The sequence below is a fragment of the Rhodanobacter glycinis genome, from assembly GCF_900114325.1.
Lineage (GTDB): Bacteria > Pseudomonadota > Gammaproteobacteria > Xanthomonadales > Rhodanobacteraceae > Rhodanobacter_A > Rhodanobacter_A glycinis.
In genome coordinates this window covers 288552-304305 of record NZ_FOSR01000004.1, presented here as the reverse complement: position 1 = coordinate 304305, position 15754 = coordinate 288552, and the positions used below count along the sequence as shown (strand labels likewise).

The following is a 15754-nucleotide window of genomic DNA, read 5'->3' as shown; positions in this document are numbered from 1 at the left end:
CGAGGGCGGCGAAGCGCTGACCGTGCGCGACGTGCTCGGCTACGCGATCAAGGCGCACGAGATCCAGGGCTGCTACGCGCTGAAGAACAGCTTCAACCGCGTCGGCCAGGACCACGTGATCCTGGTGCGGCTGGCCTCCACCGCCGTGGCCACGCACATGCTCGGCGGCGACAAGGAGCAGATCACCACGGCGGTGTCGCATAGCTGGATCGACAACGGCGCGCTGCGCACCTACCGCCACGCGCCGAACACCGGGCCGCGCAAGAGCTGGGCCGCCGGCGATGCCTGCCGCCGCGCCGTCACCCACGCCATCAACGCGGTCTATCGCGGCGTGGTCGGCTACCCGTCGGCACTGAGCGCCAAGACCTGGGGCTTTTATGACGTGGCCTTCAAAGGCAACGCGTTCGAGTTCGAGCGCCCGTTCGGCAGCTACGTGATGGAAAACGTGCTGTTCAAGATCAGCTACCCGGCCGAATTCCATGCGCAGACCGCGGTGGAATGCGCGATGAAGCTGCACGGCGAAGTGGCCGGCAAGCTCGACCAGATCGAGAAGATCGTCATCGAAACGCAGGAAGCCGGCTGCCGCATCATCGACAAGACCGGCCCGCTGGCCAATTACGCCGACCGTGACCACTGCATCCAGTACATGGTGGCGGTGCCGCTGATCTTCGGCCGGCTGGTGGCCAGCGACTACAACGACGACATCGCTGCCGATCCGCGCATCGACGCGCTGCGCGACAAGATGAGCGTGGTCGAGAACCCGCAGTTCACCAAGGACTATTTCGACCCGGACAAACGCTACATCGGCAATTCGGTGCAGGTGTTCTACAAGGACGGCAGCCACAGCGAAAAGGTTTCGATCGATTACCCGATCGGCCACCGCAAGCGCCGCGCCGAGGGCATTCCGGTGCTGCTGAAGAAGTTCGAGGCGGCCATGCGCGGCCACCTGCCGGCGCATCAGGTCCAGGCCATCCTGGCGGCCACCGCCGATCCAGCCAAGTTGGATGCCATGCCGATTCAGCAGTTCCTCGGCCTGTTCGCACTGTAAAAGCGGAAACGTGAACGGCCTGCCGCTAGGGCAGGCCGTTCCGGGACAAGCCAGGGCGCAGCGGCGTTATTCGCCGAGCGGGGCGAATGGCTCGGTTCCTTGGTGTAGACAGGCGCCTGCGGGGCGGAAAAGAGATGCCGTTCCAGCCCCATCGGGGTTGCCAGGCGAGACGCGGCGGGATAAAACGCGCATTATCGGGCGGCGGGGCGTGTCATCGGCCTGCGTGTCTTGAGACGGCAAATGCTTGTCACATCATCATTTGTCGGCGGGATGTTGCGTGTCAGCCCCCATGGGGCGCCACTACCATCAATGGATAAAGGGGATTGATCATGTCGAAGATCCTGTTTCGCGTGGCCGCGGTTGTCGGCTTGTCCATGATTGGAGCGACGGGGGTGGCGATGGCTGCCAATCCGCCCTCCAGCGGCCTTGGCCAGGCGTGGCCGAATGCGGCGGACGTGAGTGCCAGCCCGCTCTGGCATGCCTATGTATTCACCCTGGGTGGTGTGAAGTACATCCAGGTAAATGATCTCAATGGCAACGTGCTCGGTGCGATCGGTACGGCCAACGGCCAGTTCATCACGCTGCCGATAGGTGCCTTCTCGCAGTTGGTGTCGACGCCGCAGCAGCCGGCGGCCAACACTCAGGCTGTCGCTGCGGCGGCGCCGGCAGCGGCGCCGACCACGGTTTACAAGGATGACACCACACAGATCACGGCCACGCCGATGAGCAATGGGACGGTGATGCTGCAGGCGGTGGATACGGGTGGTGGTGGTCTGTCATGCGATCCGATTGTTTGTAGTACGCATGGCATTACGTCCGGTAATTAGTAGCTATTCCAGCCGTTATACAGTGGTGTTAGCCGCCGGGCAGAATCGGATCGAACAGAATGACACTGATTCTGCGTCCATCAGGCAAGGCGCGTTCGCGCGCCTTGCCCTCGAACGTGGCGGCCCGGTCCTCGATGGCCTGTCGGCCCAGGCCACTGGTGGTGCGCAGCACCACCTTCGGAATCAATTCGTTCCAGCGGACCTGCTCGGCCTGTTGCGGTTGCGTGTGGCAGTCGATGCGGATCATCACCCAGGCGCGCCCCTGGCTGCGGCCGCAGCGCACCAGCACGGCAATCGCGCTGATATCCCGGCGGATGCAGGCATCGGCCACGGCTTCGCAGGTGATGCGGTAGATGGCCAGGTGGATGGCTGCAGACAGCTCGCTTAGCGGGCCCTGGATCTCGGAGTGGTAGGTAATCCCGCTGTCATTCAATACGCGTGACAGGGCGCCTTCGTTCAGCGTGGCCGGCAGGCCATGCTCACGCAACGCGGTGGGATACAGGCTGTCGGCCAGGCGGTAGAGCTGGTCCTGCGCAATCAGCGCCTGCAGGCGGTAGCTGCGATCATTGATGGCCGGCTGCAGCGTCTTCAACCGGCCCATCATCATGGCGTAACCGGAATGGACGGTTTCGCGGATCTGGTCCAGCACCTGCGCAGTTACCCGCAATTGCATCTCGCCCATGTGCACGTTGCGTTGGGCCAGGGCCAGGGCCAGGCGCAGGTCGCTGCGCTCCTTGTCTGCCCGCTGGTTGAGCGAGGCAATCCGCGCACCCATCAGCAGCATGGCCGTGACGGCGAAGGCGATCACCACTTCGGCCTGCAGCGTGCTCACATCGCTGCGTGCCGGCATCAGCGCAATCACCGCGAAACTGGCCGCGGTGCCGCCGATGGCCGCGCCCATCCAGCCATGACGCAAGGCCAGCCAGACCATCGGCATGAACATCGCCATCTGGGCAATCTCACGTGCCTGGGGAATCGCATGACCGGCCCAGATCAGCAGCAGCATCGCCGGTATCAACAGGAACGTGCCCTCCAGCACGAGACGGCTTTCGATGGTCTTGATCGGCAGGGCATGCCAGCCATACCGCCGCGCCGATTGGTTCACGGCCAGCACGATGGGGACGATTGTCAGGATGCCGAGATAGTTGCCGAGCACCCAATGCGACAGAACTTGCCCGTAATGGATAGGGGCATAGTTTGCTGGCAGCTTGACTGCCAGCAACAGCAGTAAATTATTAAGGGTCATGGTGCAGGCTGCCAACAATGAGCCTGCAAGCAAGGTACCTATGTTGATCGCATCCCGAGTCGGAAACAGACGCCATTTTTCGCGACAGAGGTATGCGATAGGCATAACCAGCAAGGAAGCTGGAACAAGATTAAGGAGCGCCCACGCTATGCCCAAGTCAGCGTGCGCATAACTAAGATGCGCCAACGACGCCGCCTCACCCACCAGCAACGCCGGCCAGTAGCGATAGCGCACCAGCAGCAATACGCTCAGATGAAACCCGCACAGCAGCACCCAGTGCGGAATGATCATCGCGCGAAACAACGAGGTGCCGGCGGCAAAAGCCACGGCTACAGCGATATGTCGGAACCAGGCGTTCGCCCATGCATCCTTTTGCATTCTTCCCCCTTGGGGACCCTTGTCGCCGCCGCTCGAACCGTACGTGCGGTCCGGACGCCTTGATCACTTGCTCCCCGGCAAGACGATCCATGGGACCCATGCCCAATATGCTATACCCCAATCGCTGCCGGTGAGCGGTATGTCCTGCTTTCGACAGCGGGTCGGGCCTTCCGGTTCGCGCTCATCGCGCAAGGTGACGGCGACCTGCTTCATTCGGGATTGACGTCGGCGAAGCTAAGGTTCCGCCGATGACGACAGACATGCGATCGATGAGGGACGTGGACAGCCCCCTGCGTCCGCCCCCGTTCGCAAGATCATACGTCGAAATGGCGCTGCAAGGCGGTCTTCCGGCGCCCAAATTGCCTTGCGATGGCCGGTCCGTGCGGCCTACCCTAGGGCGAATGCAGATCCCCCTGCATGTTCCCCCATTCCGCGAAGATCCTGCCGACGTCGGCGAGGCCGACCACCCGAGTCTTCGCCTCACCAGGCAAACCAAGGAGTTTCGCAATGCATGATTCGGCCCGCACACTGAACGGGCTCGGCCAGAGCCTCTGGCTGGACAACATCACGCGCGGCATGCTCCGCGCCGGCACGCTGGAGGATTACCGTGATCGCTGTGCGGTCACCGGACTCACCTCCAACCCCACCATCTTCGAGCACGCCATCAAGGGTGGCGACGACTACGACGCGGCCATTCGCGCCGCTGCCAGCACCGATCCCGAGGCGGTGTTCTTCGATCTGGCGATCGATGACCTGCGCAACGCGGCGAAGGTGTTCGAGCCGATCCACCAACGCACCTCCGGCGTGGACGGCTGGGTCTCGCTGGAAGTCTCGCCGCTGCTGGCCGACGACACCGCGCATACCATCGAGCAGGCCGTGGCGCTGCACGAGCGCGCGGGTATCGCCAACCTCTATATCAAGGTGCCAGGTACCACCGCCGGCGCGGGTGCGATCGAGGAGCTTATCTACCGCGGCGTGCCGATCAACGTCACCCTGCTGTTCTCGCCGAAGCAGTACCAGGCAGTGGCCGATGCCTACATGAAAGGCCTGGAGCGGCGGCTGGCGGAAGGCCTGTCGCTGGACGTGGCCTCGGTGGCGTCGGTTTTCATCAGCCGCTGGGATGTGAAGGTGGCCAAGGCGGTGCCCGAGGAAATGCACAACCAGCTCGGCCTGGCCGTGGCTGGCAGCATCTATGCTCGCTACCGCGAGGTGCTTGCCTCGCCGCGCATGCAGCGCCTGATGAACGAGGGCGCGCGACCGCAGCGCCTGCTGTGGGCGAGTACCGGCACCAAGGACCCGGCCGCCAGCGACACCTTGTACGTGGACAGCCTGGCTGCGCCATTCACCGTCAACACGATTCCCGAGAAGACCTTGCTGGCGGTGGTCGACCATGGCCAGCCCGGCGCACTGATGAGTGCCGATGACAGCGCCGCCCGAGCGGTGCAAGCCAGCTTCGCCGAGCGCGGGCTGGAGGTCGACCCACTGGCCGAAACGCTGCAGGACGAAGGTGCCGCGTCGTTCGTGAAATCGTGGAACGACCTGCTCGACACGATCCGTCAACGCATGGAGAAGGCTGCATGAGCACACTGCGCGAGAGCCCGGCCTGGAACGCGCTGGAGACGCACCACAAGTCAGTGCAGAAACTGCATCTGCGCGATATGTTCGCCAAGGACGAGACCCGCGCGGAACGCTTCACCGCCGAGGCCGCCGGCTGGCGGCTGGACTATTCCAAGCACCGCATCACCGATGAAACGCTGAAGCGGTTGTTTGCGTTGGCTCGCGAGCGTGGGGTGGAAGCGCGGCGAGACGCCATGTTCGCCGGCGAGAAGATCAACTCCACCGAACACCGCGCGGTGCTGCACACGGCGCTGCGCGCGCCGGCCGACAGCGTGATCCTGGTCGATGGCGTGAACGTGGTGCCGGAAGTGCAGGCGGTGCTCAAGCGCATGGCCGATTGCGCCACGAAGATCCGCGCGGGCGAATGGAAGGGCTACAGCGGACGGCCGATCCGCAACATCGTCAACATCGGCATCGGCGGCTCCGACCTGGGCCCGGTGATGGCCTACGAGGCGCTGCGCCACTACACCGACCGCGGCCTGCAATTGCGCTTCGTCTCGAATGTGGACGGCACCGATTTCGCCGAGGCCGTACATGGCCTGCGCCCGGAGGAAACGCTGTTCATCGTCGCCTCCAAGACCTTCACCACGCTGGAAACCATGACCAACGCGCACACCGCGCGTGACTGGTTGCAGGCCGCGGCGGGCAAGGACAAGAAGGCGGTGGGCCGGCATTTCCTGGCGCTGTCCACCAACGAAGAGGCGGTCAACGAGTTCGGCATTCCCAGTGCGCAAATGTTCGGTTTCTGGGACTGGGTCGGCGGCCGCTATTCGATGGATTCCGCGATCGGCCTGTCCACCATGATCGCCATCGGTGCGGAAGCCTTCGGCGAAATGCTGGCCGGCTTCCACGCCATGGACACGCATTTCCGCACCACCCCGCTGGAGCGCAACCTGCCCGCGATCATGGGCCTGCTCAGCGTGTGGTACGCCGATTTCTTCGACGCCGCCACGGTGGCGGTGCTGCCTTACGAGCAGTACCTCAAGCGCTTCCCGGCCTACCTGCAGCAGTTGACCATGGAGTCCAACGGCAAGCACGTCACGCTGGAAGGCAAGACGGTGGATTACGCCACCGGACCGATTTTCTGGGGCGAACCGGGCACCAACGGGCAGCACTCGTTCTATCAGCTGATCCACCAGGGCACGCATCTGATCCCGTGCGATTTCGTGGCCTTCGGCGAGGCGCTGAATCCGCTCGGTCGCCATCATGACCTACTGCTAGCCAACGTCATCGCGCAGGCCGAGGCACTGGCGATGGGCAAGACGCTGAAGCAGGTGAAGGCCGAGGGCGCGCCGGCGGCGCTGGCACCGCACAAGGTGTTCGAAGGCAACCGGCCTTCCAGCCTGTTGCTGGCCGAGCGGCTTACGCCGGCTGCGCTGGGCGCGCTGATCGCGTTGTACGAGCACAGCGTGTTCACCCAGGCGGCGATCTGGGACATCAATGCGTTCGACCAGTGGGGCGTGGAACTGGGCAAGCAGCTGGCCGTGCGCGTGGCCGGCGAGATCGAGGCACCGCGCAAGTCGCTGGCCCACGACGCGTCGACCAATGCCGCGATCCGCTGGTACCGCAAGGCGCGCCGCAAGGCCGCCAGCGAGCCGGCGCCGCAGGGGCGCCGCGTGCTGGTGCTCGACGTGGGCGGTACCCACGTCAAGGCTCTGCTCACCGGCAAGAAGCAGGAGGTGAAGATCGATTCCGGCCCAGCGCTGACGCCGGACCTGATGATGGCCGCCCTGCACAAGCGCCTGCGCGGCTGGAAGTACGACGCGGTGAGCATCGGCTTCCCCGCACCGGTGGTGCACGGACGCATCGTGCACGAGCCGCACAACCTGGGCCAAGGCTGGGTCGGCTTCGATTTTGCCAAGGCTTTCGGTTGCCCGGTGAAGCTGGTCAACGATGCCGCGATGCAGGCGCTGGGCAGCTACGAGGGCGGCCGCATGCTGTTCCTCGGCCTGGGCACCGGCCTGGGTTCGGCGATGATCGCCGATGGCAAGCTCGAGCCGATGGAACTGGCGCACATGCCGTACAAGAAGCACACCTACGAGTACTACGTCAGCGAGCAGGCGCGCGAACGCCACGGCAAGAAGTGGCACGCGCACGTGTTCGAGGAAATCGACACCCTGCGTGCCGCGCTGGAGCCCGACTACGTGGTACTCGGCGGCGGCAATGTGAAACACCTCAACAAGCTGCCTGATGGCGTGCGCCGCGGCGACAACGCCAACGCTTTCATCGGCGGTTTCCGACTGTGGGAGAACGTGACATGAGCACGACATCGAAGGATTCGGGCCACGGCCTGCAACTGGGTTTCGTCGGCCTCGGCCGGATGGGCCTGAACATGGTGCACCGGATGCAGGATGCCGGCGTGCAGTGCGTGGCGTTCGACACCAAGGCCGAGGCGCGCGAGGCCGTGGCCAAGGTCGGCGCGGAAGCCGCCGACTCGCTGGAGGCGATGGTCGGCAAGCTGTCCAGCCCGCGTGCGGTGTGGCTGATGCTGCCGACCGCCGTGGTCGACACGGTGCTCGATACGCTGGTGCCGCTGCTCGAAGCCGGCGACATGGTGATCGACGGCGGCAACTCGCATTACGTGGAAGACCTGCGTCGCGCCAAGCGGCTTGGCGAAAAGAACATCCACTACGTGGACGTCGGTGTCAGCGGTGGCGTGTGGGGTCGCGAGCGCGGTTATTGCCAGATGATCGGCGGTCCCGAGACGGCCTACAAGCATCTGCAGCCGGCGTTCGCCGCCTTGGCACCGGGCGTGGATACCGCGCCGCGTTCGCCCGGTCGCATGGGCAAGCCCGGACCAGCCGAGCAGGGTTATCTCTACTGTGGCCCGAACGGTGCCGGCCACTTCGTGAAGATGGTCCACAACGGCATCGAGTACGGCTTGATGGCCGCTTATGCCGAGGGCCTGAACATCCTGCACCACGCCAATGTGGGGCGTGAAAAGCAGGAGGTGGATGCCGAGACTTCGCCGCTGGAACATCCCGATCGTTACCAGTACGACCTGCCGCTGCACGACGTGGTCGAGGTATGGCGTCGCGGCAGCGTGATCGGTTCGTGGCTGCTCGACCTCACCGCGATCGAGATGAACAAGGACCCGACGCTCAAGCATTACGCCGGTCGCGTATCCGATTCCGGCGAAGGTCGCTGGACCGCGCTGGCGGCGATCGAGGAAGGCGTGCCCGCACCGGTGCTGACCGCGGCATTGTTCGGTCGTTTCGCCTCGCGCGGCAACGACATGTTCGCCGACCAGGTGATGTCGGCCATGCGCCATGCCTTCGGCGGTCACGACGAGAAGGCCGCCAAGGGCAGCTAGCCGTCCATTCGGCGACGGGGTGCCAGGCCTGCGTGCGGGCACCCGGTGTTCGATTCGAGCAGGCGCGCTTGCATGCCAGGCGCGCCGATCCGGCGATGCCGGCATTTTTTCCAAGGAGCAAGCGATGAGCGACACCACCCTGGTCATCCTCGGCGCCACCGGCGACCTTACCCAGCGTCTGCTGATGCCGGCCTTGTACCGGTTGCATCGGCTCGGTCTCACCAAGGACCTGCGCATCCTCGGCTACGCGATGGAGAAATGGAGTCGCGAGCGCTTCGAGAACCACATCCACAAGGCGCTGAAGTCGTTCGCGCCGGATTACACCGAAGCCCAGTGGAAGCGTTTCAGTAAGCAGCTGGACTACGTCGGCGGCCAGCTCGATCCGGATGATCTGGGCAGGATCAAGGACAAGCTCACGCCCTCCACGCTGTTCTACATGGCGCTGCCGCCGCCGTTGTTCGGTCCCGCCTCGCAGGCGCTGGGCGAAGCCGGTCTGGCCAGTGCGCCGCGCGGTGGCTGGCGCCGGCTGGTAGTGGAAAAGCCATTCGGCACCGACCTGGCCTCGGCCAAGCAGTTGCGCGCGCAGATGCACGCGCACTGGGAAGAAAACCAGATCCTGCGCATCGACCACTTCCTCGGCAAGGAGGCCACTCAGAACCTGATGGTGTTCCGCTTCGCCAACCGCTTCCTGGAGCCGGTGTGGAACGCGCAGCACATCGCCCAAGTGCAGATCACCTACGCCGAAACGCTGGGCGTGGAAAAGCGCGCTGGCTATTACGACCACGCCGGCGCCTTGCGCGACATGCTGCAGAACCACCTGATGCAGTTGTTCAGCCTGGCCGCGATCGAGCCGCTGTCATGCTGGGATGCCGACGTGTTGCGTGACCACAAGGTGGAAGTGCTGCGCTCGGTCAAGCCGATCACCGCGCGCAACGTGGACAAGCACGCCGTGCGCGGCCAGTACCGCGCCGGCAAGGCCGGGCGCAAGAAGCTGGCCGGCTATCGCAGCGAGCCCGGCATCCCGAAAGGCTCGAACACCGAAACCTTCGCCGCGCTGCGACTGGAAATCGACAACTGGCGCTGGCAGGGCGTGCCGTTCTACCTGCGCAGCGGCAAGCGACTGGCCAGCAACTGTTCGGAGATCGCGGTGCAGTTCCGCGACGTGCCCGGCCCGCTGCCCGGCGGCGTGAAGGCCGAGAACAACTGGATGGTGTTCCGCATGAAGCCGGAGCAGGGCATGGACTTGATCGCCAATGCCAAGCTTCCCGGGCTGGAACTGGACGGTCACCAGGTCACGCTCAGCGCGCCCTACGTCAAGGCCGGCGAGAATGAATTCTCCGCTTACGAGCAATTGCTGATGGATGCGATCGAGGGCGACCGTTCGCACTTCCTGCGCTTCGACGAGGTGGAGTGGGCCTGGCGCCTGCTCGAGCCGGTGCTGAAGCGCTGGCAGAAAGGCGCGCCGGATTTCTACGCCGCCGGTTCCGATGGTCCATCCACGCAGGATCGCCTGCTTGACTCGGGCCAGCACTGGCGGCCGGTGGCCATCGCGGACGGAGACGACGCGTGAACGCGCCGGGCGGGCCGGGACTGTCGCCGACCTGGGCGAGCAGCGACAAGGACATCGTCGGCACCGCGCTGGGCCCGAGCCGCGTCTGGTACACCCTGGGCCACGGCATCCTCGACGAGGTGTACTGGCCCTCGTGCAGCACGCCGCAGATCCGCGATCTCGGCTTCATTGTCGCCGGCGACGGCTTCTGGTCCGAGGTGAAGCGCGAAAGCCATTACGAGTTGACCACGCCTGCACCCGATGTACCGCTGCCGAAGATCGTGCATCAGCACGAGCGTTATCGGCTGGAGCTGGAAGTGCTGGCCGATCCGTTGCGCGACGTAGTGCTGCTGCGCTATCGCCTTGAAGGCAAGGGGCTGAAGCTGTACGCGTTGCTGGCGCCGCACCTGGAAGGCTCCGGTCACGACAACACTGCGCAGGTGACGCCGCAAGGCCTGGCCGCGATGAAAGGCGGTACCGCGCTGATGCTGGCGGCGGACTGCGGTTTCACTCGCGCCAGCGCCGGCTACGTGGGCAGCTCCGACGGTTGGCGGGATTTCCACGACCACGGCGCGATGACCTGGCAATACGACTGCGCGCCGAACGGCAACGTGGCACTGATGGGCGAGCTGGCCGGCAATGCAGGCGTGCTCGCGCTGGGTTTGGCCAACACCGTGGAAGGCGCGCAGACACTGGCGCTGTCCTCGCTGGCCTGCGGCTTCGAGGCGGCGCGCGCGCCGTTTGTCGAAGGCTGGCAGCGCTGGGCCGGGCATCTCAAGTGCGAGGGACTGGAACCCTCCCTGCAGCAGGCCGTGCGCCGCGCCGCGATGGTGCTGAAGACCCACAACGATCGCGATTTCCCCGGCGCCATGGTGGCCAGCCTCAGCGTGCCGTGGGGCGACACCCGCGACGATCCGGGCGGCTATCACCTGGTGTGGCCGCGCGATGCGGTCGAGTCCGGTTTCGCCATGCTGGCCTGCGAGCATCACGACGAAGCCCGCGCGATGCTCGCCTACCTGATTGCCACCCAGCAGCCGGACGGTCACTGGCTGCAGAACTTCTACACCGACGGCCGCCCTTACTGGGGCGGCGTGCAACTGGACGAAGCCGCGTTGCCGGTGCTGCTGGCGGCGCGGCTGGACGAGTACGGCGAGCTGGGCGACCTGCGTCCGCAAGCCACGACCATGGCGCGTCGTGCGCTGCGCTTCGTGGCGCGCACCGGTCCGTTCAGCCCGCAGGATCGTTGGGAAGAAAACGCCGGCATCAACCCGTTCACCCTGGGCGTGGCGATCGCCGCGCTGGTGGCCGGCGCCGCACACGGCTTTCTTGAAAAGGCCGATGCCACGCACGCGTTGTCGCTGGCCGACGACTGGAACGCGCGCATCGAATCGTGGGTGTATGCGCGCGACACCGAGCTGGATCGCACCCACGGCACGCGCGGTCACTACGTACGCATCGCGCCACCGGGGCAGACCGCGCAGGACGGCGAAGTGGCGCTGCGCAATCGCGGCCGTGAACGCGTGTCCGCACAGAACCTGCTTGGCCTGGAATACCTCTACCTGGCCCGCCTCGGCCTGCGTGCGGCGGACGATCCGCGCATTCGCGATACCACCAGGTTGATCGATGCCGAGTTGCGCGTCGATCTGCCGGCCGGCCCGTATTACCGCCGCTACAACGAGGACGGCTATGGCGAGCACGAGGACGGCAGCGCCTTCGATGGCACCGGTGTGGGTCGCGCGTGGCCCTTGCTCAGTGGCGAACGCGGCCATCAGGCGCTGCTGGCGGGCGAGGACCCGCAACCGTATCTCGCCGCGATGCTGGCTTCGGCCAGCGAAGGCGGCATGCTGCCCGAGCAGGTGTGGGATACCACGCCGATTCCCGAGCGGGGCCTCAACCCCGGACGGCCCAGTGGCAGTGCAATGCCACTGGTGTGGGCGCACGCCGAGCTGATCAAGCTGGTCGCGGCGATCCATCGTGGCCAACCGGTGGAACGCCTGCGCGCGGTGGTCGATCGCTATCGCACGCCGCGTGTGCCGGCCGTCACCCACTGGCGCGAACAGGCACCGTGTCGCACGGTGAACCGCAGCGGCGTCCTGCTGGTCGAAGCGGCATCGCCGTTCGTGCTGCATCTGGGGCGCGACGGCTGGAAGCATGTCGACGACCACGTCAGTGAGCCGCTCGGCTTCGGTCTGCACGGCGTGCGTCTGGACGTGGCGAAGCTGGGCGCGCAGCGCACGCTGGAATTCACCCGCCGCTTCCTCGGCGAGCGTGGCTGGGAAGGCCGCGACTGGCCGCTCCTGCTGCTGCCGTTGGCGACATCGGGCGGCAACGATTGATCTCTACCCTTTCCATGGACGAACGGAATCCGTACGCATGATTTCCCGACTTTCTTCCGCTCCCCGTCTGCAGATCCATGCCGACGCCGAGGCGATGATCCAGGCTGCTGCCGCCGCGTTCGTGGCGCGGGCGCAGGCGGCGATGGACGCGCATGGTCGCTTCAGCGTGGCACTGGCCGGCGGCGGGACGCCAAAGCCGCTGTACGAATTGCTGGCGACGGCGCCGCTGCGCGATGCGGTGGACTGGTTGCGCGTGGACGTGTTCTTCGGCGACGAGCGCTGCGTGCCGCCGGATTCGCCGCGCAGCAACTACCGCATGGCGAACGAAGCGCTGTTGTCGAAACTGCCGATCCCGGCCGCGAACGTGCATCGCCTGCACGGCGAGGTTGATCCGGCACGGGCCGCGTTGGCCTACGAACAGCTGCTGCGAGCCGCGTTTCGTCGCGAGCAGCCGCGCTTCGACCTGATCCTGCTCGGCATCGGCGACAACGGCCACACCGCGTCGCTGTTTCCCGGTTGCGCCTGCCTGCGCGAAAGCGAGCGACTGGTCTGCGCGCAATACGTGGAAAGCCAGCACGAATGGCGGCTCACCTTCACCCGGCCGCTGATCAATGCCGCCGCCGCGGTATGGTTGCTGGCCGACGGCGCGGGCAAGGCCGGGATACTGGCGGATGTATTCGGCGGCGCGTATCAGCCCGACGTGTGGCCGATCCAGTACGTGGCGCCGCACGGCGGCGATTACGAATGGTGGCTGGACCGTGCCGCGGCGGCGCAGTTGCCGGACGCGTGACGACGATGTTCGAGGCACGCGCTTTTCTCCTTCTCCCCGCCGGGGAGAGAAGGCCAAGGCAGAGTCTGCGCTCGGTCGTTGGAGACATGCGGTGACCCGTAGCGATCCCGTGCGCGTGCTGATGCTTGGCTGGGAATACCCGCCCCGTTTCGTCGGTGGACTGGGCAAGGCCAGCCAGGGCATTGCCTGCGGACTGGCCGACCTCGGCGCCGAAGTGCTGTTCGTGCTGCCGCGCTTCGAGTCGCGCAGCGAGGGTGCGCGGCTGCAGGTCAGCGGTGCACGCGAATGGCTGCTTGAGCACGGCGGCAACCCGCGCGTGGCGGAAGGCACGCGTCGGCCGCGCTGGCTCGGCGTGGCGGCGCAGTTGCAACCGTATGCGCGCCCCTCCGTCGAACCGATACGTGGTGTGGGCGCCGGCACGCCGGGCGATGCCGCGGCGCTGTACGGCAGCGACCTGGGGCGCGAGGTGGCGCGCTTCGCCGAACGGGTGGCGGCAGTGTCCGATCGTGCCGATGTCGATCTGGTTCATGCGCACGACTGGATGACGTTCCCGGCGGCGATCGCCGTGGCCGATCGCCACCAGCTGCCGCTGTTCCTGCACGTGCATTCCACCGAATACGACCGCAGCGGCGATGGCGCGAATCCGGGCATCGTGGCGATCGAGCGCATGGCCTGCGAGCGCGCCAGCCACGTGTTCGCGGTGAGCGACTACACGCGCGGCATCCTGGTTTCGCGCTACGGCATCGATCCGGTCAAGGTCAGCGTGGTCTACAACGCGCCCGATGCGGACGAGTTGCCACCGGCGACCGCACCCGAATCGGGCGCGCGGCAGCCGTGGGTGGTGTTCCTCGGTCGTCTCACCTTCCAGAAGGGGCCGGATCACTTTCTGCGCACTGCGGCCGAGGTGGCGCAACTCGATCCCGCTGCGCGCTTCCTGATCTGCGGCAGTGGCGACATGCTCGATGCGCTGAAGCAACAGGCGCAGGCGCTGGGCATTGCCGAGCGCGTGGAGTTCCGCGGCTTTCTCACCCCGGGTGCGGTGGATCGCTTGCTGGCGCAATCGAGCCTGCTGGTGATGCCCAGCGTGTCCGAGCCGTTCGGACTGGTGGCGCTGGAAGCGTTGCGCGCGGGCACGCCGGTGGTCCTGTCACGGCAGTCCGGGGTACGCGAGGTACTGGGACACAGCCTGCAGGTGGATTTCTGGGACCACGAAAAACTGGCTGACCAGATTCTGGCCGTGCTGCGCCTGCCGGTGCTGGCGCGGCAACTGGTGGAAGAGGGGCGGGCGCAACTGGCGCGGTTGTCGTGGGACGAATCGGCGCAGCGCATCGTCGACGCCTACGCCAGCGTCGCCGGTCTCGATGTTGCCGGTGCCGCCGCGAGATGAGCCTGGACCTGTGTTTCTATTTCCAGGTGCACCAGCCGTGGCGGCTGCGGCGCTACCCGTTCCGCGAGGTCGGGCGCCAGCACGATTACTTCGACGACCAGGTCAACGCCGAGATCCTGCGGCGCGTGGCACAGAAGTGCTATCTGCCGATGAATGCGTTGTTGCTGGAATTGATTCGGAAACACCAGCCGCATTTCCGGGTGAGTTTCTCGATCAGTGCCACCGCGCTGGAGCAGATGGCCGCGTTCGCGCCGGAGGTGCTGGTTTCGTTTCGCCGGTTGCTCGCCACCGGTGCGGTGGAGTTGCTGTCGGAAACCTCGCATCACAGCCTTGCCGCGCTCTACAGTCCGCGCGAGTTCGCCGCGCAGGTACGCCACCATCGCGCCGTGTGCCGGCGCCTGCTGGGCGCGCCCGGTCCGGTGTTCCGCAATACCGAATTGATCGTCAGCAATGCGGTGGCCGAACAGGTGGCAGCGCTGGGTTTCGCCGGCTTGTGCCTGGAAGGCGCCGATGGCTTGTTCGGCTGGCGCAACGTCAGCGCGCCGTATCGCTTTGCCGCCGCGCCGGCGCTGGCCGCGCTGCCGCGGCATTACCGGCTCAGCGACGACATCGCCTTCCGTTTTTCCGACCGCCAGTGGGCGGCGTGGCCGCTGAGCGTGGAGCGCTATGCCGACTGGCTGCAGGGCGAGGCCGGGGCGCTGCCGGCCGAAGCCGAAGGGCGCGGCTTCCTTGGCCTGTTCATGGATTACGAGACCTTCGGCGAGCACCAGTGGGCCGATACCGGCATCTTCGACTTCATGCGCGCGTTGCCGGGCGAATTGCTGAAGCGGGGTGGCTTCCGTTTCGTCACGCCGTCCGAGGCCGCCGCTCGCGTGCCGGTGGAAGCGGCCACGCTGGATTTGCCGCGCCCGGTGTCCTGGGCCGATCTGGAGCGCGATACCTCGGCATGGGACGGCAACGCGATCCAGCGTGCGGCCCTGGCCGAGGCGTTCGCGCTGGAGCCCTTCGTTCGTCGCCACCATGCGCGTCATGCGGCCGATGCCGCGCGCGTGCTGGAGGACTGGCGTCGCCTGCTCACCAGCGACCATGCCTATTACATGTCCACCAAGCACTGGGCGGATGGTGACGTGCACCAGTATTTCAGCCCGTTTGAATCGCCCTACGACGCCTGCATCAATTACATGAACGTGCTGGCCGACCTGGCGCAACGCGTGGGCGCCCCGGCACCACGACCGCTGTAGGCAGGCGCGCCCCTGTGCCGCC

11 protein-coding genes are annotated in these 15754 nt (G+C 66.0%); 10 read left to right on the top strand and 1 reads right to left on the bottom strand.

Annotated elements, in window-relative coordinates; translation table 11 throughout:
• A partial coding sequence (prpD, locus tag BMY90_RS06860; protein WP_092702720.1) for a 2-methylcitrate dehydratase occupies positions 1 to 1048 on the top strand: 1048 nt, incomplete at its 5' end.
• A 329-nt stretch (positions 1049 to 1377) separates the two neighbouring features.
• A complete protein-coding gene (locus tag BMY90_RS06855) occupies positions 1378 to 1875 on the top strand; it encodes a hypothetical protein (protein ID WP_245734959.1) in 498 nt (165 codons plus the stop codon).
• Between the two features lie 28 nt (positions 1876 to 1903).
• Here the strand turns inward: BMY90_RS06855 and BMY90_RS06850 are convergent, their stop codons facing one another.
• Positions 1904 to 3412 carry an MASE1 domain-containing protein gene (locus BMY90_RS06850; protein WP_245734957.1) on the bottom strand — a complete coding sequence of 503 codons (1509 nt, stop codon included), beginning with the start codon at positions 3410 to 3412 and terminating at the stop codon, positions 1904 to 1906.
• 594 nt (positions 3413 to 4006) lie between these two features.
• Between BMY90_RS06850 and tal the strand changes: the two genes are divergently transcribed.
• From tal to BMY90_RS06810, 8 genes are all read left to right on the top strand, one after another.
• On the top strand, positions 4007 to 5080 hold the full coding sequence (tal, locus tag BMY90_RS06845) for a transaldolase (RefSeq protein ID WP_092702714.1): 1074 nt from the start codon (positions 4007 to 4009) through the stop codon (positions 5078 to 5080).
• The gene (pgi, locus tag BMY90_RS06840) at positions 5077 to 7377 is read left to right on the top strand and encodes a glucose-6-phosphate isomerase (protein WP_092702712.1); all 2301 of its coding nucleotides are present in this window, start codon (positions 5077 to 5079) and stop codon (positions 7375 to 7377) included. The genes tal and pgi overlap by 4 nt, the downstream gene beginning before the upstream one ends.
• Before the next feature lie 29 nt (positions 7378 to 7406).
• On the top strand, positions 7407 to 8429 hold the full coding sequence (gnd, locus tag BMY90_RS06835; RefSeq protein ID WP_175481516.1) for a phosphogluconate dehydrogenase (NAD(+)-dependent, decarboxylating): 1023 nt from the start codon (positions 7407 to 7409) through the stop codon (positions 8427 to 8429).
• Positions 8430 to 8553: 124 nt separating this feature from the next.
• Entirely contained in the window at positions 8554 to 9999 is a 1446-nt protein-coding gene (gene zwf, locus BMY90_RS06830; protein WP_092702708.1) for a glucose-6-phosphate dehydrogenase, read from the top strand.
• Positions 9996 to 12314 carry a glycoside hydrolase family 15 protein gene (locus BMY90_RS06825; protein ID WP_092702706.1) on the top strand — a complete coding sequence of 773 codons (2319 nt, stop codon included), beginning with the start codon at positions 9996 to 9998 and terminating at the stop codon, positions 12312 to 12314. The genes zwf and BMY90_RS06825 overlap by 4 nt, the downstream gene beginning before the upstream one ends.
• 37 nt (positions 12315 to 12351) lie before the next feature.
• Complete coding sequence (gene pgl / locus BMY90_RS06820) at positions 12352 to 13104, top strand: 6-phosphogluconolactonase (protein ID WP_092702704.1); 753 nt, start codon at positions 12352 to 12354, stop codon at positions 13102 to 13104.
• A 91-nt stretch (positions 13105 to 13195) separates the two neighbouring features.
• Positions 13196 to 14491 (top strand): glycosyltransferase family 4 protein, encoded by a 1296-nt coding sequence (locus BMY90_RS06815; protein WP_175481514.1) that lies wholly within the window; start codon positions 13196 to 13198, stop codon positions 14489 to 14491.
• Complete coding sequence (locus BMY90_RS06810; RefSeq protein ID WP_092702700.1) at positions 14488 to 15732, top strand: glycoside hydrolase family 57 protein; 1245 nt, start codon at positions 14488 to 14490, stop codon at positions 15730 to 15732. Before BMY90_RS06815 ends, BMY90_RS06810 begins: the two co-directional genes overlap by 4 nt.
• Positions 15733 to 15754 lie beyond the last annotated feature (22 nt).